Below are 23331 nucleotides of genomic sequence, written 5' to 3' on the forward strand. Positions count from 1 at the left end.
CGCTATGGCTAAACCCGTAATTGCAATTGTCGGACGCCCGAACGTCGGCAAATCAACGATTTTTAACCGGATTGTCGGAGAACGTGTATCTATCGTTGAAGACATCCCAGGAGTAACACGTGACAGAATTTACAGTTCAGGAGAATGGCTGAACTACCAGTTTAATGTGATTGATACAGGCGGTATTGACATTGGCGACGAACCGTTTCTGGCACAGATCCGCCAGCAGGCTGAAATCGCGATTGATGAAGCTGACGTCATCATCTTTATGACGAACGGCCGCGAAGGTGTTACAGCTGCAGATGAAGAAGTCGCAAAAATTCTTTACCGCAGCAAAAAACCTGTCGTTCTTGCTGTAAACAAAGTTGATAACCCTGATATGAGAGCGAGTGTTTATGACTTTTATGCGCTTGGATTCGGCGAGCCGTTTCCGATCTCAGGATCTCACGGCCTGGGCCTGGGTGATTTGCTTGATGCCGTGGCAGAGCATTTCAAAAACCTTGTTACAGAAGAATATGATGAGGAAACAATTAAGTTTTCCCTTATCGGGCGCCCGAATGTCGGGAAGTCTTCCCTTGTCAATGCCCTGCTTGGTGAAGAGCGCGTTATCGTCAGCAACATTGCCGGCACTACGCGTGATGCGGTCGATACAAGCTACCGCTACGAAGGACAGGACTTCGTAATCATCGACACAGCTGGAATGAGGAAAAAAGGGAAAGTATATGAATCAACGGAAAAATACAGCGTGCTTCGCGCCCTTAAGGCCATTGACCGCTCGGATGTCGTTCTTGTCGTCATAGACGGAGAAGAGGGCATTATCGAGCAGGATAAGCGCATTGCGGGCTATGCTCATGAAGCAGGCCGTGCCGTTGTCATTGTAGTAAACAAATGGGATGCTGTTGAGAAAGATGAAAAAACGATGAAGGACTTTGAAGTGAAGATCAGAGATCACTTCCAGTTCCTTGATTATGCTCCGATTGTTTTTCTTTCGGCGAAAACAACACGCCGCATTCATACACTGCTTCCGCAAATTGTGCGTGCAAGTGAAAACCACGCTCTGCGCGTTCAGACCACTGTATTGAACGATGTCATCATGGATGCAGTCGCCATGAACCCGGCGCCGACAGATAAAGGCAAGCGACTGAAAATTTACTACGCTACTCAGGTTGCGGTCAAGCCGCCTGCGTTTGCTATTTTTGTCAATGAACCCGAATTGATGCATTTTTCTTATGAGCGCTTCCTTCAGAACCGCATCAGGGATGCATTTGGATTTGAAGGCACACCGATCAAGATCTTTACACGGGCCAGAAAATAATAGAGGTGAATGAAGATGCAGCGAATTGCCGTTCTTGGCGCGGGAAGCTGGGGCACTGCTCTAAGCCTTGTTCTCGCAGACAATCAGCACGATGTAAGATTATGGGGTCACCGCAAGGAGTTAATTCAGGAAATTAATGAAACGCATAAAAATCAAAAGTATCTACCTGATATAGAGCTTTCAGATAACATCAAGGGCTGCACTGATTTAAGAGAAACCCTTCAGGATGTGCAGATTGCCGTTCTCGCCGTTCCTACAAAAGCCATACGGGAAGTTCTTCAGGATGTCATCAAAGTAATCAGCCATAAGCTGACAATCGTTCACGTAAGCAAGGGAATAGAGCCTGACAGTCTTCTGCGTATTTCTGAGATTATTAAAGAAGAAGTTCCTGAAGATCTCCTTCAGGACGTCGTCGTTCTGTCCGGGCCAAGCCATGCTGAAGAAGTCGGGCTAAGGCAGCCGACGACTGTTACATCTTCATCTGATAACCTTGCAGCTGCCGAGCTTGTACAGGACCTGTTTATGAACCAGCATTTCAGAGTGTACACGAACCCTGATGTCATCGGGGTGGAAATCGGCGGTGCGCTTAAAAATATTATTGCTCTTGCAGCAGGCATTACAGACGGACTTGGATATGGGGATAACGCAAAAGCGGCTCTTATCACAAGAGGGCTTGCTGAGATCGCCCGCCTCGGAAGCATCATGGGAGGCAATCCTCTTACGTTTTCAGGACTGACAGGGATCGGGGATCTGATTGTAACATGCACAAGCGTTCATTCGAGAAACTGGAGAGCGGGGAATCTGCTCGGCAAAGGCCAGAAGCTTGAAGATGTTCTTGAAAACATGGGCATGGTCGTAGAAGGCGTGCGCACAACAAAAGCGGCTTACCAGCTGGCTCAAAAATTTGATGTGAAAATGCCGATCACAGAAGCGCTCTATGCCGTTCTTTTTAACGGGAAAGAAGTGAAGGACGCTGTGGACTCGCTGATGGCGAGAGTGAAAACACATGAAATGGAAGATCTTGTGAATATCAGCGAAAATCGCTGCTGACCTTGTGGCACATGGGTTTGGGGCTGCATACTATACCTTGAGTTTGTGAAGCCTATTCATCAACCTCATGAAAACGGACCACTAGGTGCAATTACGTGAAACATGAAAGCATTGAACTGTATACTTACGTATCCTTTTTGGCGAATTTCTCAGTGAAATTAGGCATTAGAGGATGCAAATGCTCTGATATTCGCATAAAATGCATCGTAGTAAATCATGAGTTGTTCTAAACAATGGGTACCGATTAGTCAGGTGCAAACGCATGACCGAAGTAGAGCTGCCCCCTCTTTACTTCGGTTTTTTTGCGTTCTGAATAGTTTGAAGGCTGAATGAATCCGCCTGAAGCAATTGCCTTTGAACCAGGCAATTCCGCTTTTTGAAATATATGCTATAATATGTTCGAAACGATAGGGAGGTAAAACAAGAAATGAGTCCAGCGTTAATGAAAATGTGGATTGCGCTTGCATCGATGGGATTTATGTTTATCGCCATTCTCGCAATCTATTTAAGCAGATTTAAAATGAAAGGGTTTTTAAAAGGCGCATTTGCCGCAATCGCCTACTTTTTTATGATTCTTGCAGGACTTCTGATCTTTTTTGTTGTGTTCAGCGGACCCGTTAATGAATAAGGAATTCACTACATAAAGGAAGATTTTCATGAAAAAGCCTGTTATTTTTGCAACCGTTTTTACCATGCTTATGCTATTATCCGGCTGTCTTTATCCTGAGGAGCAGCTGAATCAGAATCAGGTCCCATATGAGGATCAGATTGCAGCCGTGCAGAATTCAGTCGACCGGTTCAGAGAAGATTCAGGAGGCCTTCTTCCCATCAAAACGCGTGATATGACAACGCCAGTCTATCAAAAATACCCTGTAGACTTCAGCCAGATTGCTCCCAAATATATGGCTGAACCGCCGGGAACTTCTTATGAAAACGGCGGCGTGTACTTGTATGTGCTTGTTGATGTAGAGGACAATCCGACTGTTAAGCTGATTGATCTCAGAATGTCAGAGACGATCCGTGATATTAAAACAAGGCTGAATGTGTATAAAGCTTCAAACGGATATCCTCCATATAAGGATGTAGTCGCTGAAAACGTGTTCACTCTGGATTATAAGAAACTCGGCTACAAAGAAGCACCTCAAGCTGTCAGCCCGTATTCAGGAGAGTCACTGCCGTTTGTGATTGACAATAAAGGCGAAGTATATGCTGATTACCGGATTGACCTGTACAAAAAGCTGAACGAAGGCAATGAAGAATACAAAGCTGGAGAAGATATCCGGAATGTCCTTGTGAACGACTCTCCGTTTGTTCCTGCTTTTTCATTGCCTTATACAGTTAATGAAAAAAATGAACCTGTCTTTTTGAATAATTAAGTCATGAACCCTTCTTTCGGGAAATAAACTCTGAAAGAAGGGTTTTTCATTTATAAAAAAACCTGTTCATAAAATGAACCAAGAAAAAAATTTCAGATCACTGTCATAAAGAAATAGGACAACGTCATAAATATATAGTGTCCTAAACACGAAAAAGCAGACGGTCAATAACCCAAGAAGCCTATGATCGGGAGGGGATCACTTGGAAAAGGTAGATATTTTCAAAGATATCGCAGAGCGCACAGGCGGCGATATTTATCTTGGAGTAGTAGGAGCAGTAAGAACAGGCAAATCTACATTTATCAAAAAATTCATGGAGCAGGTTGTGCTTCCGAATATTGATAACGAGTCAGACCGGGCACGCGCGCAGGATGAGCTGCCGCAAAGTGCTGCAGGCAAAACCATCATGACAACAGAGCCTAAATTTGTCCCTAATCAAGCGGTTTCGATCCATGTTGAAGAGGGGCTTGACGTTAATATCAGACTGGTGGACTGTGTCGGGTACACGGTTCCCGGAGCAAAAGGATATGAAGATGAAAACGGCCCGAGAATGATCAATACGCCTTGGTACGAAGAACCGATTCCGTTTCATGAAGCAGCTGAAATCGGAACAAGAAAAGTGATTCAGGAGCACTCCACAATTGGCGTCGTTATTACAACAGACGGTTCAATCGGAGAGATTCCAAGAAGAGATTATGTAGAAGCAGAAGAACGTGTGATTGAAGAGCTGAAAGAAGTAGGCAAACCGTTCATTATGATCATCAACACGGTCCAGCCGTATCATCCTGAGTCGGAAACGCTCCGGAGACAGCTCAGTGAGAAGTATGATATTCCTGTGCTGGCCATGAGTGTGGAGAGCATCCGCGAAACAGATGTCATGAACGTTCTCCGCGAAGCGCTTTATGAATTCCCTGTGCTTGAGGTGAATGTCAATCTCCCGAGCTGGGTAATGGTTCTGCGCGACAACCACTGGCTGCGCGAAAGCTACCAGGAGGCTGTAAAAGATACCGTTCAGGATATTAAAAGACTGAGAGATGTGGACAGAGTCGTCGGCTATTTCAGTGAATACGACTTTATCGACCGCGCAAGCCTTGCCGGAATTGAGATGGGTCAGGGAATTGCTGAAATTGACCTCTATGCTCCGGATGATTTATATGATCAGATTTTAAAAGAGGTCGTGGGTGTTGAAATAAGAGGGAAGGATCATCTCCTTCAGCTCATGCAGGATTTTGCCTATGCAAAAGCTGAATACGATCAAGTCGCAGATGCTCTCAGAATGGTAAAACAGACCGGCTACGGCATAGCTGCACCGGCTCTCAGCGACATGAGCCTTGATGAGCCTGAAATCATCAGGCAGGGTGCAAGGTTTGGAGTGCGCCTGAAAGCAGTTGCCCCTTCCATCCATATGATTAAGGTGGATGTTGAGTCTGAATTTGCGCCGATTATCGGTACAGAGAAGCAGAGTGAGGAATTAGTCCGGTACTTGATGCAGGACTTCGAAGACAATCCGCTGTCGATCTGGAACTCTGATATCTTCGGACGCAGCCTGAGCTCTATCGTAAGAGAAGGCATCCAGGCAAAGCTGTCACTCATGCCTGAGAATGCAAGATACAAACTGAAAGAGACGCTTGAACGCATCATTAACGAGGGATCAGGCGGTTTGATTGCGATTATCCTATAAGCTTTCCCAAAATGACGGCCACTTTCGGTGGCTGTCTTTTTGTCTTTAATAATAGTTTTCAGCCAGATGACAAAGTGGTTACAAAAATGTATTTCAGTAAAATATTCGCTTTCGTACCCCCTTATATGCAATCATGTTCGGCGTATGTTGTTACATATTTTAAAATAGTATTTGCTTCTCCTATCATTTTTTTGTAAAATAGAGTCCCGGCAAGAATGCACGTTCGCCTGGGGTGGCCTCAATGCCTGATTTATAAAGGTTTTCTTGAGGTTTCTCCTTGCTTAGCGAAACCTGATGTGTTAATCTACTATCAGAAATTATTTTCTGCATTGGTGCAATCTTCCTGGAAACCCACTATTCATGCGGAAAAACATTGAATTTCAGGCGTTAATCGGATAAGATTAGCGTGTTCACAGTAAAATGCGTTTCTATCATGTATAGATTTCGCAGAATCTGTGAAGAAATGAATTTAACAGAATGGATTTATGCTGAATCTGACAACAAACTTTGGGAGGAGGTGAAAGGCATGAATAAAACAGAACTAATCAACGCGGTAGCAGAAGCTAGCGAACTGTCTAAGAAAGATGCAACGAAAGCGGTTGATGCTGTTTTCGATACACTTTTGGATGCACTTAAAAACGGTGATAAAGTACAATTGATCGGTTTTGGTAACTTCGAAGTACGTGAGCGCGCGGCTCGTAAAGGACGCAACCCTCAAACTGGAGAAGAGATCGAAATCGCAGCAAGCAAAGTGCCTGCGTTCAAACCAGGTAAAGCTCTTAAAGATGCTGTAGCCGGTAAATAATGTGCTCTTACCCGTGTATGATGCATAAAATACATACACAACAAATGGACAGCCCCTTTTATAGGGGCTTTTCCTTTGTGCTGAGAAAGATGAAGAAGCCTGCAGAAAGTTTATGCTGACAGAGCAAACGTGCATCATTCTTTGCTTTTAATCTTTCACCTGTGCTAGAATCTGTATCAAATAACTTGTTACCGGGAGGAAAAGTATGGGGCAAATCAACACACAGCAGATTGAAGAGGCGGTCAGGCTGATCCTTGAAGCAATAGGTGAGGATCCTAACCGCGAAGGGCTGCTTGATACTCCGAAACGAGTCGCAAAAATGTACTCGGAAGTATTTTCAGGACTTAACGAGGATCCAAAGGAACATTTTAAAACCGTGTTCGGAGAGGATCATGAAGAACTCGTTTTAGTAAAAGATATCCCTTTTCACTCCATGTGCGAGCATCATCTCGTCCCTTTCTTCGGAAAAGCGCATATCGCATACATACCCAAAGGCGGAAAAGTAACCGGTCTGAGCAAGCTTGCAAGAGCAGTTGAAGCCGTTTGCAGAAGACCTCAGCTGCAGGAGAGAATCACGTCAACTATTGCGGAAAGCATCGTCGATTCCCTTGAGCCGCACGGCGTTATGGTTGTCGTCGAAGCAGAACATATGTGCATGACAATGAGAGGCGTCAAAAAGCCGGGGAGCAAAACGATCACATCAGCTGTCAGAGGCGTCTTTACAAATGATGCTGCTGCCAGAGCAGAAGTTCTTTCATTTATAAAAGAATAAGCAACTACATAAAAACGGGGGTGAACCTGCTTGAAAGAAAATACAAATGATTTCCTTGTGATTAAAGCAATCGAAGACGGAGTAAACGTAATCGGGCTTACGCGGGGGTCGGATACCCGCTTTCATCATTCTGAAAAACTTGATAAAGGCGAAGTGATGATTGCGCAATTTACAGAACACACATCTGCCATTAAAATCAGGGGCAAAGCGCTTATTCAGACAGGCCACGGAGAAATAGAGAGCGATTCCAGAAGATAATACTCCGCCCGGCGCACTTATGGTATAATAATCAGTACTAAGCATGACGAACGTTGTTGCTATTGCTGGCTTTCCGAAAAAATTTCTTACGTGGGGACAAGGGTGATTCATTTGCAAGACATCTATGTACAATTAGCTAAAATCAAAGACGCATTACATGTAAAACTCACTCATCCATTTTTAGCGAAATATATACCTTCTCCAATGATTGATGAAGATAAATTGCTTCTCTTTTATGCTCTGTTTGATCAGACGGATCTTCCGGAGGAAAAGAAAGAAAATTACATCATTACTGCGATGCTTGTGCAAATTGCCCTTGATACTCATGATGAAGTCTCAACGTCTGCTCATCTCAGGCAGGAAGAGTTCAAGCAAAGACAGCTTATTGTTCTTGCAGGGGATTATTTCAGCGGACTCTATTACGCGCTTCTTTCTGAAATGCAGGATATCGGAATGATTCGGACGTTAGCAACGGCAATAAAAGAAATCAATGAACACAAAATCCGTCTTTACGAACAATCGGCGGCTGATTTTGATTCATTCACAGCAAGCCTGCTTAAAGTGGAAACCTCCCTGTTTGAGCATGTGTCAGACTATATTCAGGCCGGCATATTCTCAAGGCTTACGACTGCGTTTCTTTCATACAAACGGCTCCTGCTTGAAAAAAGCAAATACAGCTCAGAATCTCATCACCGCACAGGTGATTCTGCCAAAAAGAAAAAGAATGCCGGTGCCATTGAATGGACGGGTGTCTATTTAAAAGAGTTCTGCAACCGTTATTTTGAAGAAACGGCAGCCTTGATCGAAAGCAGTTTTCAGCAGCCGTCTTCTCTTCAGAAGGTTCTCTTGGCGAGGCTGCAGTCTTTTAAGTATAATCAGGAGATGAGATACACTACGCTTGCGGAAGAAGGGTTATAACATGCAGCAGTCAAAAGAGGAAAGAGTACACTCTGTATTTGAGAAAATCTACAAGAACTATGACAAAATGAATTCCGTTATCAGCTTTCAGCGCCATATAGCTTGGCGCAGGGAAACGATGAAGCGAATGAACGTAAAAAGGGGAGCGGCAGCCCTTGATGTATGCTGCGGGACGGCAGACTGGACGATTGCCATGGCAGATGCTGTCGGTCCTGAAGGCAGGTCGGTCGGTCTTGATTTCAGCAACAATATGCTGAAGATCGGAAGAGAAAAAATCAAAGCCCATTCAAACATTGAACTGATTCATGGAAACGCGATGGAGCTGCCTTTTGCTGACAATACCTTTGATTATGTCACAATCGGATTTGGCCTCAGAAACGTTCCTGACTATATGACAGTCCTCAAAGAAATGCACCGTGTAGTCAAGCCGGGCGGGAAAGTCGTCTGCCTGGAAACCTCACAGCCGACGATGATAGGCTTTAAACAGGCATATTACGCTTACTTCAGGTTTGTCATGCCGCTGTTTGGAAAGCTGTTTGCCAAAAGCTATGATGAGTACTCATGGCTTCAGGAGTCTGCAAGAGACTTCCCGGGCATGAAGGAGCTTGCCCGGATGTTCAGGGATGCTGGCTTTAATGACGTGGAAGTAAAACCTTATACAGGCGGAGTTGCAGCGATGCATCTCGGTGTAAAGTAGAAAAGGACGAGTACTTATGCGGCCTGTAACACGGGTCTCACAGGAATTGCACTTATTTTTTTTCAGCACGCTCAGGTTCATCCGGATTTAAAAATGCGAGTATTTAGGTGAATTGAATGAAATTTAAAATGGCGTATTCGTTTCTAAATGCAGATCTCGATCTGATCGAACAGGAACTTGAAAAAACGGTTAGCTCCACAGAGCCTCTGCTAAGCGAGGCAGGGCTGCATCTTCTTCAAGCAGGGGGAAAGCGGATTCGCCCTGTTTTTGTATTGCTTTCGGCCATGTTTGGCGAATATGATATTGAAAAAGTGAAAAAAGTGGCCATTGCACTTGAAATTATACATATGGCATCACTTGTGCACGATGACGTCATCGATGATGCTGAACTCAGACGCGGAAAACCTACGATTAAAGCGAAATGGGACAACCGCATTGCCATGTACACCGGAGATTATTTGTTTGCAAGATCACTTGAAATTATGACATCCCTCGAGAACGTTGCCGCCCACCAGATTCTCTCCAAAACCATTGTAGAAGTTTCGCTTGGCGAAATTGAGCAGATCAAAGACAAATATGACTATGAACAGAACCTGCGGGTCTACTTGAGACGCATTAAGCGGAAGACGGCTCTTTTGATTGCTGCAAGCTGCCAGCTAGGGGCGATCGCAGGAGGAGTGCCGGAATCTGTTCACAGAAAACTGTTTCTGTTTGGCTATTATGTCGGCATGTCTTTTCAGATTACAGATGACATCCTTGATTTTACTTCTACAGAAGAGGAACTCGGAAAACCGGTAGGGGGAGATCTGCTTCAGGGGAATATTACGCTCCCGGTTCTTTATGCAATGGAAGATGACGAACTGAAACGGAAAATCAGCAAGGTGCACAGCAGAACGACGAAAGAGGAGATGGATGAAGTCATCCGTGCCATCATAGCGTCTGATGCGATCAGCCGGTCTATAAAGGTCAGCGATATGTATCTTGAGAAGGGTTTCAAAATCCTGAGCGAGCTCCCAAGAAACAGAGCGAGATCAGCTCTTTCAAGCATTGCAAAATATATTGGAAAAAGAAAATTTTAATTTCATCCGCTCCATGCGATTGCGAAAATAGTGAAATAATGGTACGATTTCCATGGGCCATGAAAGCCCATACATAACAATCGCGGGGTGGAGAAATTAACATGGAAAAAACATTTATGATGGTCAAGCCTGATGGCGTTCAGCGTCAGCTTATCGGTAAAATCGTTTCCAGATTTGAAAGTAAGGGTTTACATTTGGTCGGGGCAAAATTGATGCAGATCCCTGTATCTCTTGCTGAACAGCACTACGGGGAACATAACGGCAAGCCATTCTTCGGTGAATTAGTTGAATTCATCACATCCGGACCAGTTTTCGCAATGGTTTGGGAAGGGGAAAATGTGATTGAAATCTCACGCACGATGATGGGGAAAACCAAACCAGCCGAAGCATTGCCGGGTACAATCAGAGGCGACTATGGTTTATTTGTCGGAAAGAACATCATTCACGGATCTGACTCTCCTGAGAGCGCAGAGCGCGAAATCGGCTTATTCTTCAAAGCTGAAGAGCTTGTAGAATACGATAAAGATATTCATACCTGGATCTACTGATCCGCATGAAAAGCCAGCAGAGATGCTGGCTTTTATTTATTTTCGACTAGAGCAAGCAGATAGAACCTCTTTCTGCTGCAGGACATTCCCTTTGGTGAATGGTTAAAAGGGGCTGAATCGTTCCATTTAAAACTGTAAAACGATATCGGAGGGTAAGCAACGGTCAGAATCGTACCATGCAAAACCGAAAAACGATAACGGAGGGTAAGCAACGGTCAGAATCGTACCCTGCAAAACCGAAAAACGATGTCGGAGGGTTAGCAAAGTCCCGAATCGTACCCTGCAAAACTGTAAAACGATATCGGAGGGTAAGCAACGGTCAGAATCGTACCCTGCAAAACCGAAAAACGATAACGGAGGGTAAGCAACGGTCAGAATCGTACCCTGCAAAACCGAAAAACGATGTCGGAGGGTTAGCAAAGTCCCGAATCGTACCCTGCAAAACCGAAAAATGATAACGGAGGGTAAGCAACGGTCAGAATCGCACCCTGCAAAACCGTAAAACGATAACGGAGGGTAAGCAACGGTCAGAATCGTACCCTGCAAAACCGTAAAACGATATCGGAAGGTAAGCAACGGTCAGAATCGTACCCTGCAAAACTGTAAAACGATATATGAGGGTAAGCAAGCCCGCGCCCTCCCACTCCCCCCAGACAGCCAGTGAAAAGGAGCTGAGTACGCTTGAAACATCCATCCACCCTGATTTTTCAGATTTTTTAAAACTCATTTCACAAGTCGTTCTCCAAATCCGATATACTATACATAATGCATGTACAGAGGAGAAACGTTAATGGAATACGAGCAGTTTATAAACGAAATTAAAAGGATGACGGGGATTGATCTGTCGCTCTACAAGGAAGCACAGATGAAAAGAAGGTTAATTTCCCTCTACATAAAAAGAGGATGCAGCGGGTTTTGGGACTACAGTGAACGTCTGCGGAAAGAGCCGGAGCTGCTGGCCGAGCTGCTTGACAAAATGACGATAAACGTCACGGAATTTTACAGGAATAAAAAACAGTGGGAAATGCTTGAAACGAAGCTTCTTCCGGACATGATCAAAAAGCCCGGGACGCTGAAGGTGTGGAGTGCGGCCTGCTCAACCGGCGAAGAGCCCTATACGCTTGCCATGATTTTGTCAAAGTACGCTGCCCTGTCAGACATCCGCATTCTGGCAACAGATTTGGATGAAACGGTACTAAAAAGAGCGGAAGCGGGGGTTTTTCCTGAAAGAAGCCTGTCAGAGCTGCCTGACGGAATGAGGGGCAAATACTTTTCAGGAGATGGGACAGGCTATAAAATTAAGAATGACCTGAAAAAATCGGTGCAGTTCAGAAAGCATAATCTTCTCTCAGACCGTTATGAAAGCGGCTTTGATTTGATAATTTGCCGCAACGTTCTGATTTATTTTACAGAAGCGGCGAAAGAAACCATTTATGAAAAGTTCTCAAATGCGCTGAAACCGGGGGGAATCCTGTTTGTTGGAAGCACAGAGCAGATTTTTCATGCCCATACATATGGTCTGGAATCGGCAGGCACTTTTTTCTACAGAAAAAAACAACTGTAAATCTTTCTATTCATCCTTAGGAGGATATGATATAGTGTTACTTAAAAGCGTTAGTGCGATGAAGGGAGAGCTTTAGATGAGATACTTAACAGCAGGAGAATCACATGGTCCTCAGTTAACTGCAATTGTGGAAGGAGTGCCGGCAGGTCTTGCTATTACTGCCGAGGACATCAACCGCGATCTTGCGCGCAGACAAAAAGGACATGGCAGAGGAAGAAGAATGCAGATAGAAAAAGATGAGGTGCAGATAACAAGCGGAATCCGCCACGGAAAAGCGCTTGGCTCTCCAATTGCACTCGTTGTTGAAAATAATGATTGGAAGCATTGGACAAAGATTATGGGGATCGAGCCTTTAGAAGAAGGCGAGGAAAAGGAGATCAAGCGTCAGATCAGCCGCCCCCGTCCCGGTCATGCTGATTTGAACGGTGCCATTAAATACGGACACCGCGATATACGCAATGTGCTTGAGCGGTCTTCAGCCCGTGAAACAACGGTCAGAGTAGCTGTAGGCGCAGTCGCTAAAAGACTGCTTGCAGAACTTGGGATCAAAGTGGCAGGTCATGTTGTGGAAATCGGTTCTGTAAAAGCAGAAAAGACAGAATACTCTTCAATTGAAGAACTGCAGCGTGTAACAGAGGATTCGCCGGTTAGATGCCTCGATGAGGATGCTGCCGTTAAAATGATGCAGGCGATTGATGATGCCAAGAGCAACGGAGACTCAATCGGAGGCATTGTTGAAGTGATTGTTGAAGGGATGCCTGCAGGAGTAGGCAGCTACGTCCATTATGACCGCAAGCTTGATTCGAAAATTGCGGGTGCTATCATCAGCATCAATGCTTTCAAAGGCGTTGAGTTTGGAATGGGCTTTGAGGCTGCACGAAAATTCGGAAGCGAAGTGCATGATGAAATTACTTGGTCAAAAGAACAGGGCTACTCCCGCAAAACGAACCGTCTCGGAGGATTTGAAGGCGGAATGTCAACGGGCATGCCGATTGTGGTCAGAGGAGTCATGAAGCCGATTCCTACCCTTTACAAACCGCTGCAAAGTGTTGATATTGAAACAAAAGAGCCGTTTTCTGCAAGTATTGAACGTTCGGACAGCTGTGCAGTTCCTGCTGCAAGTGTTGTGGCTGAAGCGGTTGTCGCATGGGAAATTGCATCAGCCATAGTAGAACAATTCGGCTCTGACCGTATAGACGCCCTGCAAAAAGAAATTCAGGAAATTCGCGAGTACGCGAGGGAATTCTAATGAAACAGCTTGTTGTTGAAACCTCTGCAAGTTCCTACCCTGTTATTGTCGGGGCAGGTGTGATTGAAACAGAACTAATGAAACAGCTGGAGCGGTTAAACCCAAGCAGAATCCTGGTTATTGCCGATTCAGCTGTTCAGAATCTATACGGGGATAAGCTGATGCGGGCAGTCAGCTCATTCCCGTCCGATGCTTATGCCGTTCCGAGCGGAGAGGAAAGCAAGTCATTTCAAATGTATTATGACATTCAAACGTTTGCCCTGAAGCAAGGACTTGACAGAAAATCTCTCATTCTCGCATTCGGCGGAGGCGTTATTGGCGACCTTGCCGGCTTTGTCGCTGCTACCTATATGAGGGGCATTCCTTTTATCCAGCTTCCTACAACGCTGCTTGCCCATGACAGCGCTGTTGGCGGTAAAGTGGCCGTCAATCATCCGGAAGGGAAAAATATGATTGGTGCCTTTTATCAGCCTGAAGCTGTCATTTATGATCTTGATTTCCTTGAATCCCTGCCTGAAAGCGAACTGCGGTCAGGTTTTGCAGAAGTCATCAAGCATGGGCTGATAGGAAATGAAGAGTTATACAGATGGCTGAGTCGTGAGATACATGATGTGCGCAGAATCAATGATTCCATGCTGCAGCGGATGATCCTGCAAGGCATTTCTGTAAAGGCTGCTGTCGTTAAAGAAGATGAAAAGGAATCAGGAGTGAGGGCGCATCTGAATTTTGGCCACACCCTCGGCCATGCAATCGAATCAGGAGCAGGATACGGGAAGATCAGCCACGGCGACGCAGTCGCAGCAGGCATGCTGTTTGCTGTATGGCTGAGTAATCTCACTCTCGGCGCGGATCTTCCGTACGAAGAGATTAAATCGTGGTTTGGTGAGCTCGGGTTTCCAACAGCAGTTCCGAGCCATCTTGATACAGACCTGCTCATTAGCAAAATGATGAAAGATAAAAAAGCCAGCTCGGGAACCATCACAATGGTGCTTCTTCAGTCTATTGGTGAATGCAGAACGCAAGCCTTTGAAAAAGACCGTTTAAGATCCCTGCTGGAAAACTGGAGACAGGAGGGAACTGTATGATTCGGGGAATAAGAGGAGCTGCAACCGTTCAGCAAAACAATGAGCAGGAAATAATACAGGCAACAGAAGCGCTGCTTCTTGAGATGATCGATCTCAATCATGTGAAGGCTGAAGATGTGACGTCCGTCCTGTTTTCAACAACAGCGGATTTGACCACAGTGTTCCCTGCTAAAGCGTTACGGAATTTTGATGGCTGGGAATATGTTCCTGTTATGTGCATGCAGGAAATTCCGGTTGAAGGAAGCCTTGAGAAGTGCATCAGGGTCATGATGACGGCTGAAACACCGCTTAGCCAAAAGGAAGTCAAACATGTTTATCAGGGAAAAGCGACGGTTTTAAGGCCGGACCTTTCAGGAAAATAAACGTCACAGCTGGGAAGTCTTTCGTTGACACTATTCAAAAGCTGTATTAACATAGTTCACAAGAATAGAAATTAGAAGAGAGCTTCTAATATGTTCCAGTGCGTTAGCTGAGTTTAGAGATCAGGAAATACAAGAGACACGATACATTTAGCAAGAGTTTAGTTTAGGGTAGCCGAGAATGAGTCAGTTTAGCTGAGGTATTTTTATATTTACGCTGCGGCATACGTCTACCCAAAAACAGGTTATCCTTGTTTTTGGGTTTTTCTGTTTACCGCGGGCAACCTTCTATAACCTCCTAAATACTTATTCTCCACACTGCTGGAGGAGTGAGTACAATGTTTCATACTGATTTTGCCTCATTTAAAGAGGACAGCGGACAGTTTCGGACGATCCCCGTCATCAAATCCTTTCAAGTTGACACCTTTACGCCAATACAGCTCTTTAAGGTGTTTGAGGATGAAGCAGTCTATCTGCTTGAAAGCAAAGACGCGGAATCATCCTGGTCACGCTATTCCTTTATCGGATTAAATCCATTTTTATTTATTGAAGAAGAAAAGAACCGTTACTGTATCCGTTCCAAACAGCGGCAGACGCTGCATGAATCATCCTCTCTTAAAGAGATTTTCAAGTGGATGGACGCGTATTTAAAAGTGAAGGTCCCGGAACTCGATATCCCTTTTGCCGGCGGAGCAGTCGGATATATCGGATATGATTCTGTCACGATGTTTGAACGGGTTCCGCAGCACAAACATCAGGATCTTTCCTTTAAAAAATGCCTGCTGTTTGTCTGTTCGACCATGATTGCCTATGATCATCAGGATAAGAAGCTTTCATTTATCCAATATGAACGTCTTACCGGCAAGGAATCGGAAGAGGGAATACGCGCTGTCTACGGAATGGCAGAAGCGAAAATCAGCCAGCTGATCTCAAAGCTTGGCGAGAAAAGGGATTTTCACGACCTGATGCTTTCTCCGACGGATCAGGCATCCGTTTCTTTTGAGGGTGTCACTTCAAACTTCGAAAAAGCAGACTTCCTTGAAGCTGTTGAAAAAATCAAAGAATATATCCGCTCAGGCGATATTTTTCAGGGCGTTCTTTCTCAGCGGTTTGAAATCCCGGTAACGGCAGGAGGATTTGATCTCTACCGCATGCTCAGGGTCGTGAACCCTTCCCCTTATATGTTCTATATTAAGTTTGACGGCACAGAGCTGATCGGAAGTTCTCCTGAACGGCTGATCTACGTACAGAACGGATATTTGGAAATCCATCCGATTGCAGGCACAAGGAAGCGCGGGAAAACCGAGGAAGAAGATTTGCTTCTTGAAGAAGACCTTCGACAGGATGAAAAAGAAAAAGCAGAGCATTACATGCTGGTGGACCTTGCAAGAAACGATATAGGCAGAGTGGCCGAATACGGATCAGTTAAAACGCCTGTTCTAATGGAGCTTGGACGCTTTTCACATGTGATGCACCTGATATCAAAAGTAACCGGCCAGCTGAAAAGCAGCACACATCCGATTGATGCCCTGCTTTCTTCCTTTCCCGCCGGCACAGTGTCCGGTGCTCCCAAGGTTCGTGCCATGCAGATTCTGCAGGAGCTTGAGCCAACAGCGAGAAATGCATACGCCGGCTGCATAGCCTACATTGGATTTGACGGAAATATCGATTCCTGCATCACAATCAGAACAATCGCTCTTCAGGGAGGTAAGGCTTATGTACAGGCAGGAGCCGGAATTGTTGCCGACTCAAAGCCTGAGCTTGAGTGGAAGGAAACGAGAAACAAAGCAAGTGCGCTTATTAAAACGATCGAGCTTGCTGAAAAAGTGTTCGGACAGAAGGAGGGTGACGGGAATGAAAGCTTTGCTGAACAAATGCATTGAAGGCCACACGCTGTCTGAACAGGAAGCGATGAGTGCCATGAATCAGGTCATGGAAGGAAAAGCAACTCCTAGTCAGATAGCAAGCTTTATTTCCATTCTCAGATTCCGCGGGGAAACGGTCGATGAACTTGTCGGGTTTGCTAAAGCAATGAAGCAGCATATGACGCGGATTGAATATAAAGAAGATGTGATTGATACGTGCGGAACAGGCGGAGACGGCGCCTCAACCTTCAACATTTCAACTGCATCCGCCATTTTGGCATCCTCAATGGGCGTAAAAGTGGCAAAGCATGGGAACCGTGCTGTTTCGTCAAAGAGCGGCAGTGCAGATGTGCTTGAACAGCTCGGAATCATGATTCAAACCTCACCTGAGGAAGCGAAAAGAGCCCTCCATGAATATGATATGAGCTTTTTGTTCGCGCCGATCTATCACGCATCCATGAAGCATGCGGTAAATCCCCGGAAGGAAATCGGATTCAGGACGGTTTTTAACCTTCTTGGTCCTCTTGCCAATCCTGCAAATGCAAGACGGCAGGTGATGGGTGTCTTTTCGGCGGAATATGCTGAGAAAATTGCTCATGCCCTCAGGGAGCTTGGTTCTGAGCACGTTCTTCTTGTGACCGGGAGAGACGGTCTTGATGAATGCAGCATTACTGGCATAACAGATGTCGTAGAACTGAAAAACGGAAACATCACGCGTTATGAAATCACACCTGAAGAAATGGGTCTTGAAAAAGGGGAACTAAAAGACATTCAAGTGGAAAGCCCTTCTGAAAGCGCCGAATTAATTCTTTCCGTTTTCCAAGGCAGGAAAAAAGGGGCTGCAGCCAATATTGTTGCACTGAATGCGGGAGCTGCCCTTTACGTTGCAGGTAAGGCAGACAGTCTGAGAGAAGGAGCTGCGGCTGCTAAACAGGCGATTGAAAATGGTACGGCATACCGTCAGCTTGCACGGCTTCAGCGCAAAAAGGAGGAACAGTATGCTTAATCAGATTCTTGAGAAAAAACGGGAAGAAGTTCAATCCCTGAATATACCTGAAAGAAAGCACGTTTCAGAGAGGTCTTTTTACAGTGCCCTCAGACAATCTGCAAGAAAGCCAGCTCTGATAGCAGAAGTTAAGAAGGCTTCTCCCTCTAAAGGGATCATCAAAGAATCGTTTCATCCTGTTGAAATCGCAAAGGCATATGAAGCCGGAAAAGCAGACTGCCTGTCGGTATTGACGGATGAAACGTTCTTTCAGGGGCACAGAGATTATATCGCCCAAATAAAAGAGAAAGTCAGCCTTCCTGTATTGAGAAAAGATTTTATCATTGATCATAAACAAATCATTGAGTCCAGCCATATTGGCGCAGATGCTGTCCTGCTGATCGGTGAAGCGCTGGACCCGATTTTGCTTCATGAGCTTTATGTTCATGCGGGTGAACTGAATCTTGACGTCCTTGTGGAAGTGCATTCGCTGCCAGTGCTTGAAAAACTGCTGCCGCATTTCACGCCAAAGATTCTGGGAGTCAACAACAGGGATCTTACGACCTTTCAAACCGATATCCGTCAAATTGAAAAAATCAGTGAGGCAGTGCCTAAAGAGACGCTGCTCGTGAGCGAGAGCGGCATTTTCACGTTCAGCGACGTAGAAACCGTTAAAAGCAGGGGCGCTGACGCCATTCTGGTCGGAGAATCCCTGATGAGGGAAGAGAATCAGACGTCGGCCATTCAAAGGCTTTACGGTGAAACAGAATGAACAAGCCGCTCATTAAGATTTGCGGGAATCGCTCTCTTCACGATTTATCACTGACCGCGGCTTCATCCGCTGACTATCTGGGTCTGATTTTTGCAAAAAGCAAGAGGCGGGTTCAGACGGAGCAGGTAAAGGAGTGGCTGCAAAAGGTGGACCTGAGAGGGAAAAAGCTCGCAGCAGTGTTTGTAAATGCGCCAAATGAAGAAATTGAGAGCGTTCTGAGAGAACTTCCGATTGACGTTATCCAGCTCCACGGAAGCGAAACCCCTGATCAAGCAGGCGAAATCAAGCGCAGGTTCGGGGCGGAAGTCTGGAAGGCCCTTCCCCATAAAGAGGATACTCTCTCCCTTATGAGAGACTATGAAGATCCAGCCGATGGTTTTGTTATAGATTCAAAAGTTAAAGAGACGTTTGGCGGAACAGGGGAAACCTTCGACTGGTCGAGTGTCCCTGCCTATATAAAAGCAGCAGAAGAAATGAACAGGAAGATATTTATTGCAGGAGGAATCGGTCCTGACAACATTGACGGCCTGCTGGCATTGACGCCTGGTGGAATCGATCTGTCGAGCGGTATTGAACAGAATGAGAGAAAAGACGAGCTATTACTCAGAAGATTTGAAGAAAGGGTGAATCAGCATGTATCAATTTCCGGATGAGTTTGGCAGATATGGAGAATTCGGAGGAAAGTATGTTCCTGAAACGCTAATGCAGCCGCTGGCTGAACTTCAGGAGGCATTTGAGGAAGCCATTGCAGACAGCGGGTTTATGAACGAATACCGCCGCCTGCTTTCGGAATATTCCGGACGCCCGACGGCTTTGACCTATGCAGAAAACGTGTCGGAAAAGCTTGGCGGAGCAAAAATCTTCTTGAAAAGAGAGGATTTGAATCATACAGGCGCCCACAAAATCAATAACGCAATCGGCCAGGCGCTGCTTGCAAAAAAAATGGGGAAAACGAAGATCATAGCTGAAACAGGAGCAGGCCAGCACGGTGTTGCGGCTGCAACGGTAGCGGCAAAGTTTGGCCTCGAATGCAAAGTATTCATGGGACAGGAGGATGTCAGCAGACAGGAGCTGAACGTATTCCGGATGAAGCTGCTTGGCGCAGAGGTCATTCCTGTCCACAGCGGAAACAAAACGCTGAAGGATGCCACGAATGAATCGATCCGCTACTGGGTGCAGCATTGCGAAGACCATTTTTATATGATCGGATCCGTTGTCGGTCCACACCCGTACCCGCAAATGGTCAGAGAGTTTCAGAGAGTTATAGGAGACGAGGCAAAAGAGCAGCTTCAAAGCAGGCTGAATACTCTTCCGGACAAAGTTGTGGCATGTGTCGGAGGGGGAAGCAATGCGATTGGCATGTTCGCTGCCTTTATTGATGAAGAAGTTGACCTTGTAGGTGTAGAGGCTGCAGGTAAAGGAACTGATACTGACCTTCACGCAGCAACGATTGCTAAAGGAACGAAGGGTGTCATCCACGGCTCTCTGACGTATCTGCTTCAGGATGAACACGGCCAGATTACGGAGCCGTATTCCATTTCGGCCGGGCTTGACTATCCGGGAATCGGTCCTGAGCATGCCCATCTTTCGTTAACAGGCCGTGTTTCCTATGAAAGTGTAACAGACGATGAAGCAATGTCAGCATTAACGTTCCTTGCGCAGGAGGAGGGAATTCTTCCTGCCATCGAAACAGCCCATGCGCTGGCAAAGGCGTTTGACCTTGCAAAGCAGATGAAACGGGATGAAACACTGATGATTTGTTTATCCGGACGCGGCGATAAGGACGTCCACACATTAATGGATTCTTTTGAAGGGGGCGGCAAGCATGAAGACACACCTGCAGAACCTGCTTTCACAAAATAAGAAGCTTTTCGTTCCGTTCATTACAGCGGGAGATCCAAACGGTGAGGCGACCATCGGACTTGCACTTGCCCTGCAGAAAGCCGGCGCCTCGGCTATTGAGCTTGGCATTCCCTATTCAGATCCGCTTGCAGACGGACCTGTTATTCAGCGGGCATCTCAAAGAGCTCTCGCAGAAGGAATGAATATTGTAAAAGCAATGGAACTCGTTCCGGTGATGAGAGAAAATGGTCTGACTATTCCAATCATTCTTTTTACGTATTATAATCCTGTGTTACAATTAGGAAAAGAATCCTTTTTTGCTTTAGCGGAGAAAAATACAATCGACGGACTGCTGATTCCGGACCTTCCTTTTGAAGAAAGCGGAGATTTGAGGGAATCATGCAGACAGCATGGGGTGACGTTCATTTCCATGGTGGCCCCGACTTCAAGCGGCCGGCTGAAAAAAATCGTCTCAAGTGCGGAAGGCTTCCTGTACTGCGTATCATCGCTCGGTGTAACGGGCTCGCGCAAAACCTTCGACAAGCGCATCTTTGATTTCCTTGAAGAAGTAAAACAGGAGGCGGATGTCCCTGTCCTAGTCGGCTTTGGCGTTTCCACGAGGCAGCATGTGGAAGAACTGACCAAAACGTGCGACGGAGTCGTTGTAGGCAGCGCCCTGATCGAAGAAGTGGAACGATTATCGCAAAAGCTCAAAGACCCGGATGCGCGGATTGCTGCTTTTGAAGAGTTTCAGAAGAAAGCCGCTTCCTTTGTATTGCCCGCTGAAGTTGAAATCGGATCATAGAGCAGTATGCGAAGGCTTCCTTCGCGTTCAAAACAGAAGAGGTGTCTACTTATGCAAATTAAAGATCAGCTTACAAATCTAAAACCCTACCAGCCGGGCAAGCCTATTGAAGAAGTGAAGAGAGAATACAATCTGACTCATATCGTCAAGCTTGCTTCTAATGAAAATCCATACGGCAGCTCCGAAGCTGCCAAGGCAGCCATCCAGAATGAACTGAATCAGCTTGCCATCTATCCGGATGGCTACAGCGCCATGCTGCGCGAAAAGCTTGCTTCATTCCTGAACGTCAGCGAGTCTGAGCTGATTTTCGGAAATGGTTCAGATGAAATCGTTCAGATCATTTGCCGTGCGTTCTTGAAGCCGGGGACAAATACCGTTATGGCTACGCCAACTTTTCCCCAGTACCGTCATAATGCGGTGATTGAAGGAGCAGAGATCAGAGAAATTCCACTTGTGGACGGATACCATGATCTTGATGCGATGCTTGCGGCGATCGACCCGGAAACAAAGGTTGTCTGGCTGTGCTCGCCGAATAATCCGACGGGAACTTACATCAATGAACCGTCTCTTTCGGCTTTTCTTGAAAAAGTGCCGCAGCACGTGCTTGTCATTCTTGATGAAGCCTACTATGAATATGTGACAGCGGAGGATTTTCCGGAAACACTTCCGCTCATTAGAGAATTCAAAAATGTCATGATTCTCCGCACGTTTTCAAAAGCGTACGGACTTGCCGCCCTCCGCGTCGGGTATGGTGCAGCCAATCGTGAGCTGATTAAAAGCATTGAGCCTGCAAGAGAGCCGTTCAATACAAACCGCCTCGGACAGGCAGCCGCTCTTCATGCTTTGGATGACCAGGAATTTATTCTTCAGTGCAGAGAAAAGAATAAACAGGGACTAGAGCAATTCTATCAGTTCAGCGAAGAGCATGGGCTCAGCTACTATCCTTCAGAGGGCAATTTCATTCTGATCGATTTTAACAGAGACTCTGACGAAGTGTTTCAGGCTCTTCTTGAAAAAGGATACATTGTCCGTTCCGGCAAAGCGCTCGGATTTCCGACTTCTATCCGCATTACTGTCGGCACAAAAGAACAAAACGCGGAAATCATCAGCATCCTTGCCGAATTGATTTCTTAACCTAAAGAGGTGATGCTGTCACCTCTTTCTTCATACATAAAATCCGTAGGTGATAACAATGGATCAGCCAATAAAAAGAATACATCTGATCGGACTCGGTTTAATTGGAGGATCGATTGCGCTATCAGTAAAAAAGGAATTTCCTGATGCCTGGATTACCGGGTATGATATTAATCAAAGCCAGCTTGAGATTGCCAAAACACTTACCGTAATAGACGAGGCAGCCCGCAGCCAGTTTGAAGACATTGAAACAGCGGATTTAATCATTCTTGCGGCACCGGTGGAACAAACTCTTTCAATGATAGATACGTTAAGCGGCATGGAGCTGAAGAAGGACGTCATCATCACGGATGTGGGAAGCACCAAGCAGAAGATCACGGCCTGTGCAGCAGCAGCCTTTAAAGGCGATGTCCATTTTATCGGCGGACATCCGATGGCAGGCTCTCATAAATCAGGTGTCACTGCCGCACGAGCGCATCTTTTTGAGAATGCGTTTTATATTCTGACTCCCGCCAAAACAACGAGTGAGGACTCCATAAATAAACTGAAGAACATTCTAAAAGGAACAAATGCGCATTTTATTGAAATGACACCGGAAGTCCATGATGAAGTAACAGGAGTGATCAGCCACTTTCCTCATATCGTCGCAGCAAGCCTCGTTCATCAGGCTGGACGGTTTGAAGACACTCATCCTGTCATTAAAAGACTTGCAGCAGGAGGCTTCAGGGACATTACGAGAATCGCTTCAAGCAGCCCCGCTATGTGGAGGGACATTCTCCTGCATAATAAGGAGAAGCTCCTCACTCTGTTTGAAGACTGGGAACGGGAAATGAGCCGTGTGAAGCATATGGTGGAAGACCTGGACAGTTTCGCTCTCTTCTCTTATTTTAAAGATGCAAAGGACTACAGAGACGGACTTCCCGAAAGAGAAAAAGGCGCAATTCCTTCTTTTTATGATTTATATGTCGATGTTCCTGATTATCCAGGGGTTATCTCTGAGATTACCGGGTACCTTGCAATGGAGGAAATCAGCATTACGAATATCCGGATCATCGAAACACGCGAAGAAATTTACGGTGTCCTGAGACTGAGTTTTCAAACGGACATCGACCGTGAGCGAGCACAGAAGTGCATAGAAAAATATACAGATTACAAAACTTTTTTCAGTTAAG

At 45.8% G+C, this 23331-nt stretch carries 24 protein-coding genes; all 24 read left to right on the forward strand.

Annotation, left to right across the window (positions count from 1 at the left end):
• Positions 1-4 precede the first annotated feature (4 nt).
• The 24 genes from der to MHB63_17395 all read left to right on the forward strand — a co-directional run bounded on the left by der (position 5) and on the right by MHB63_17395 (position 23330).
• Positions 5-1315, forward strand: a complete 1311-nt coding sequence (gene der, locus MHB63_17280; protein MEK3808274.1) for a ribosome biogenesis GTPase Der — start codon at positions 5-7, stop codon at positions 1313-1315.
• Positions 1316-1330: 15 nt separating this feature from the next.
• The gene (locus MHB63_17285) at positions 1331-2365 is read left to right on the forward strand and encodes an NAD(P)H-dependent glycerol-3-phosphate dehydrogenase (protein ID MEK3808275.1); all 1035 of its coding nucleotides are present in this window, start codon (positions 1331-1333) and stop codon (positions 2363-2365) included.
• A gap of 427 nt (positions 2366-2792) precedes the next feature.
• Positions 2793-2993 (forward strand): DUF2768 domain-containing protein, encoded by a 201-nt coding sequence (locus MHB63_17290; protein ID MEK3808276.1) that lies wholly within the window; start codon positions 2793-2795, stop codon positions 2991-2993.
• Positions 2994-3021: 28 nt separating this feature from the next.
• Entirely contained in the window at positions 3022-3741 is a 720-nt protein-coding gene (locus MHB63_17295) for a hypothetical protein (GenBank protein MEK3808277.1), read from the forward strand.
• Positions 3742-3943: 202 nt separating this feature from the next.
• Positions 3944-5422 (forward strand): stage IV sporulation protein A, encoded by a 1479-nt coding sequence (spoIVA, locus tag MHB63_17300; protein ID MEK3808278.1) that lies wholly within the window; start codon positions 3944-3946, stop codon positions 5420-5422.
• Between the two features lie 526 nt (positions 5423-5948).
• Entirely contained in the window at positions 5949-6227 is a 279-nt protein-coding gene (gene hbs, locus MHB63_17305) for a non-specific DNA-binding protein Hbs (protein MEK3808279.1), read from the forward strand.
• A 205-nt stretch (positions 6228-6432) separates the two neighbouring features.
• Positions 6433-6999, forward strand: coding sequence for a GTP cyclohydrolase I FolE (folE, locus tag MHB63_17310; GenBank protein ID MEK3808280.1), 567 nt, complete (start codon positions 6433-6435; stop codon positions 6997-6999).
• Positions 7000-7029: 30 nt separating this feature from the next.
• A complete protein-coding gene (gene mtrB, locus MHB63_17315; GenBank protein ID MEK3808281.1) occupies positions 7030-7257 on the forward strand; it encodes a trp RNA-binding attenuation protein MtrB in 228 nt (75 codons plus the stop codon).
• A 111-nt stretch (positions 7258-7368) separates the two neighbouring features.
• A complete protein-coding gene (locus tag MHB63_17320) occupies positions 7369-8175 on the forward strand; it encodes a heptaprenyl diphosphate synthase component 1 (protein MEK3808282.1) in 807 nt (268 codons plus the stop codon).
• A 1-nt stretch (position 8176) separates the two neighbouring features.
• Entirely contained in the window at positions 8177-8872 is a 696-nt protein-coding gene (locus MHB63_17325) for a demethylmenaquinone methyltransferase (protein ID MEK3808283.1), read from the forward strand.
• Positions 8873-8988: 116 nt separating this feature from the next.
• Positions 8989-9951 (forward strand): heptaprenyl diphosphate synthase component II, encoded by a 963-nt coding sequence (hepT, locus tag MHB63_17330; protein MEK3808284.1) that lies wholly within the window; start codon positions 8989-8991, stop codon positions 9949-9951.
• A gap of 101 nt (positions 9952-10052) precedes the next feature.
• On the forward strand, positions 10053-10499 hold the full coding sequence (gene ndk / locus MHB63_17335) for a nucleoside-diphosphate kinase (GenBank protein MEK3808285.1): 447 nt from the start codon (positions 10053-10055) through the stop codon (positions 10497-10499).
• Positions 10500-11289: 790 nt separating this feature from the next.
• Positions 11290-12063 (forward strand): protein-glutamate O-methyltransferase CheR, encoded by a 774-nt coding sequence (locus MHB63_17340; GenBank protein ID MEK3808286.1) that lies wholly within the window; start codon positions 11290-11292, stop codon positions 12061-12063.
• Positions 12064-12139: 76 nt separating this feature from the next.
• Positions 12140-13312 (forward strand): chorismate synthase, encoded by a 1173-nt coding sequence (gene aroC, locus MHB63_17345; protein ID MEK3808287.1) that lies wholly within the window; start codon positions 12140-12142, stop codon positions 13310-13312.
• A complete protein-coding gene (gene aroB, locus MHB63_17350) occupies positions 13312-14397 on the forward strand; it encodes a 3-dehydroquinate synthase (GenBank protein MEK3808288.1) in 1086 nt (361 codons plus the stop codon). Before aroC ends, aroB begins: the two co-directional genes overlap by 1 nt.
• The gene (aroH, locus tag MHB63_17355) at positions 14394-14759 is read left to right on the forward strand and encodes a chorismate mutase (GenBank protein ID MEK3808289.1); all 366 of its coding nucleotides are present in this window, start codon (positions 14394-14396) and stop codon (positions 14757-14759) included. The genes aroB and aroH overlap by 4 nt, the downstream gene beginning before the upstream one ends.
• Positions 14760-15094: 335 nt before the next feature.
• Complete coding sequence (gene trpE / locus MHB63_17360) at positions 15095-16639, forward strand: anthranilate synthase component I (protein MEK3808290.1); 1545 nt, start codon at positions 15095-15097, stop codon at positions 16637-16639.
• Positions 16611-17627: an anthranilate phosphoribosyltransferase gene (gene trpD, locus MHB63_17365; GenBank protein MEK3808291.1), complete on the forward strand. Its 1017-nt coding sequence runs from the start codon at positions 16611-16613 to the stop codon at positions 17625-17627. Before trpE ends, trpD begins: the two co-directional genes overlap by 29 nt.
• Positions 17620-18378, forward strand: a complete 759-nt coding sequence (gene trpC / locus MHB63_17370) for an indole-3-glycerol phosphate synthase TrpC (GenBank protein MEK3808292.1) — start codon at positions 17620-17622, stop codon at positions 18376-18378. Before trpD ends, trpC begins: the two co-directional genes overlap by 8 nt.
• A complete protein-coding gene (locus MHB63_17375) occupies positions 18375-19031 on the forward strand; it encodes a phosphoribosylanthranilate isomerase (GenBank protein ID MEK3808293.1) in 657 nt (218 codons plus the stop codon). Before trpC ends, MHB63_17375 begins: the two co-directional genes overlap by 4 nt.
• Positions 19012-20241: a tryptophan synthase subunit beta gene (gene trpB / locus MHB63_17380; protein ID MEK3808294.1), complete on the forward strand. Its 1230-nt coding sequence runs from the start codon at positions 19012-19014 to the stop codon at positions 20239-20241. Before MHB63_17375 ends, trpB begins: the two co-directional genes overlap by 20 nt.
• Positions 20204-21025, forward strand: a complete 822-nt coding sequence (trpA, locus tag MHB63_17385; GenBank protein MEK3808295.1) for a tryptophan synthase subunit alpha — start codon at positions 20204-20206, stop codon at positions 21023-21025. The genes trpB and trpA overlap by 38 nt, the downstream gene beginning before the upstream one ends.
• 51 nt (positions 21026-21076) lie before the next feature.
• Positions 21077-22159 (forward strand): histidinol-phosphate transaminase, encoded by a 1083-nt coding sequence (gene hisC / locus MHB63_17390; GenBank protein ID MEK3808296.1) that lies wholly within the window; start codon positions 21077-21079, stop codon positions 22157-22159.
• Positions 22160-22217: 58 nt separating this feature from the next.
• Positions 22218-23330 carry a prephenate dehydrogenase gene (locus MHB63_17395; protein ID MEK3808297.1) on the forward strand — a complete coding sequence of 371 codons (1113 nt, stop codon included), beginning with the start codon at positions 22218-22220 and terminating at the stop codon, positions 23328-23330.
• Position 23331: the final 1 nt, after the last annotated feature.

The organism is Bacillus sp. FSL H8-0547 (assembly GCA_038002745.1).
Taxonomy (GTDB): domain Bacteria; phylum Bacillota; class Bacilli; order Bacillales; family Bacillaceae; genus Bacillus_P.

What these genes read in the sequence shown, in the direction of transcription:
- MHB63_17375 (MEK3808293.1), top strand. Translation starts at nt 18,375, where the DNA reads ATGAACAAGCCGCTCATTAAGATTTGCGGGAATCGCTCTCTTCACGAT.
- trpE (MEK3808290.1), top strand. Translation starts at nt 15,095, where the DNA reads ATGTTTCATACTGATTTTGCCTCATTTAAAGAGGACAGCGGACAGTTT.
- ndk (MEK3808285.1), top strand. Translation starts at nt 10,053, where the DNA reads ATGGAAAAAACATTTATGATGGTCAAGCCTGATGGCGTTCAGCGTCAG.
- aroH (MEK3808289.1), top strand. Translation starts at nt 14,394, where the DNA reads ATGATTCGGGGAATAAGAGGAGCTGCAACCGTTCAGCAAAACAATGAG.
- MHB63_17325 (MEK3808283.1), top strand. Translation starts at nt 8,177, where the DNA reads ATGCAGCAGTCAAAAGAGGAAAGAGTACACTCTGTATTTGAGAAAATC.
- MHB63_17290 (MEK3808276.1), top strand. Translation starts at nt 2,793, where the DNA reads ATGAGTCCAGCGTTAATGAAAATGTGGATTGCGCTTGCATCGATGGGA.
- trpC (MEK3808292.1), top strand. Translation starts at nt 17,620, where the DNA reads ATGCTTAATCAGATTCTTGAGAAAAAACGGGAAGAAGTTCAATCCCTG.
- MHB63_17340 (MEK3808286.1), top strand. Translation starts at nt 11,290, where the DNA reads ATGGAATACGAGCAGTTTATAAACGAAATTAAAAGGATGACGGGGATT.
- MHB63_17395 (MEK3808297.1), top strand. Translation starts at nt 22,218, where the DNA reads ATGGATCAGCCAATAAAAAGAATACATCTGATCGGACTCGGTTTAATT.
- trpB (MEK3808294.1), top strand. Translation starts at nt 19,012, where the DNA reads ATGTATCAATTTCCGGATGAGTTTGGCAGATATGGAGAATTCGGAGGA.
- trpA (MEK3808295.1), top strand. Translation starts at nt 20,204, where the DNA reads ATGAAGACACACCTGCAGAACCTGCTTTCACAAAATAAGAAGCTTTTC.
- hbs (MEK3808279.1), top strand. Translation starts at nt 5,949, where the DNA reads ATGAATAAAACAGAACTAATCAACGCGGTAGCAGAAGCTAGCGAACTG.
- hisC (MEK3808296.1), top strand. Translation starts at nt 21,077, where the DNA reads ATGCAAATTAAAGATCAGCTTACAAATCTAAAACCCTACCAGCCGGGC.
- aroC (MEK3808287.1), top strand. Translation starts at nt 12,140, where the DNA reads ATGAGATACTTAACAGCAGGAGAATCACATGGTCCTCAGTTAACTGCA.
- MHB63_17295 (MEK3808277.1), top strand. Translation starts at nt 3,022, where the DNA reads ATGAAAAAGCCTGTTATTTTTGCAACCGTTTTTACCATGCTTATGCTA.
- MHB63_17285 (MEK3808275.1), top strand. Translation starts at nt 1,331, where the DNA reads ATGCAGCGAATTGCCGTTCTTGGCGCGGGAAGCTGGGGCACTGCTCTA.
- folE (MEK3808280.1), top strand. Translation starts at nt 6,433, where the DNA reads ATGGGGCAAATCAACACACAGCAGATTGAAGAGGCGGTCAGGCTGATC.
- aroB (MEK3808288.1), top strand. Translation starts at nt 13,312, where the DNA reads ATGAAACAGCTTGTTGTTGAAACCTCTGCAAGTTCCTACCCTGTTATT.
- hepT (MEK3808284.1), top strand. Translation starts at nt 8,989, where the DNA reads ATGAAATTTAAAATGGCGTATTCGTTTCTAAATGCAGATCTCGATCTG.
- trpD (MEK3808291.1), top strand. Translation starts at nt 16,611, where the DNA reads ATGAAAGCTTTGCTGAACAAATGCATTGAAGGCCACACGCTGTCTGAA.
- der (MEK3808274.1), top strand. Translation starts at nt 5, where the DNA reads ATGGCTAAACCCGTAATTGCAATTGTCGGACGCCCGAACGTCGGCAAA.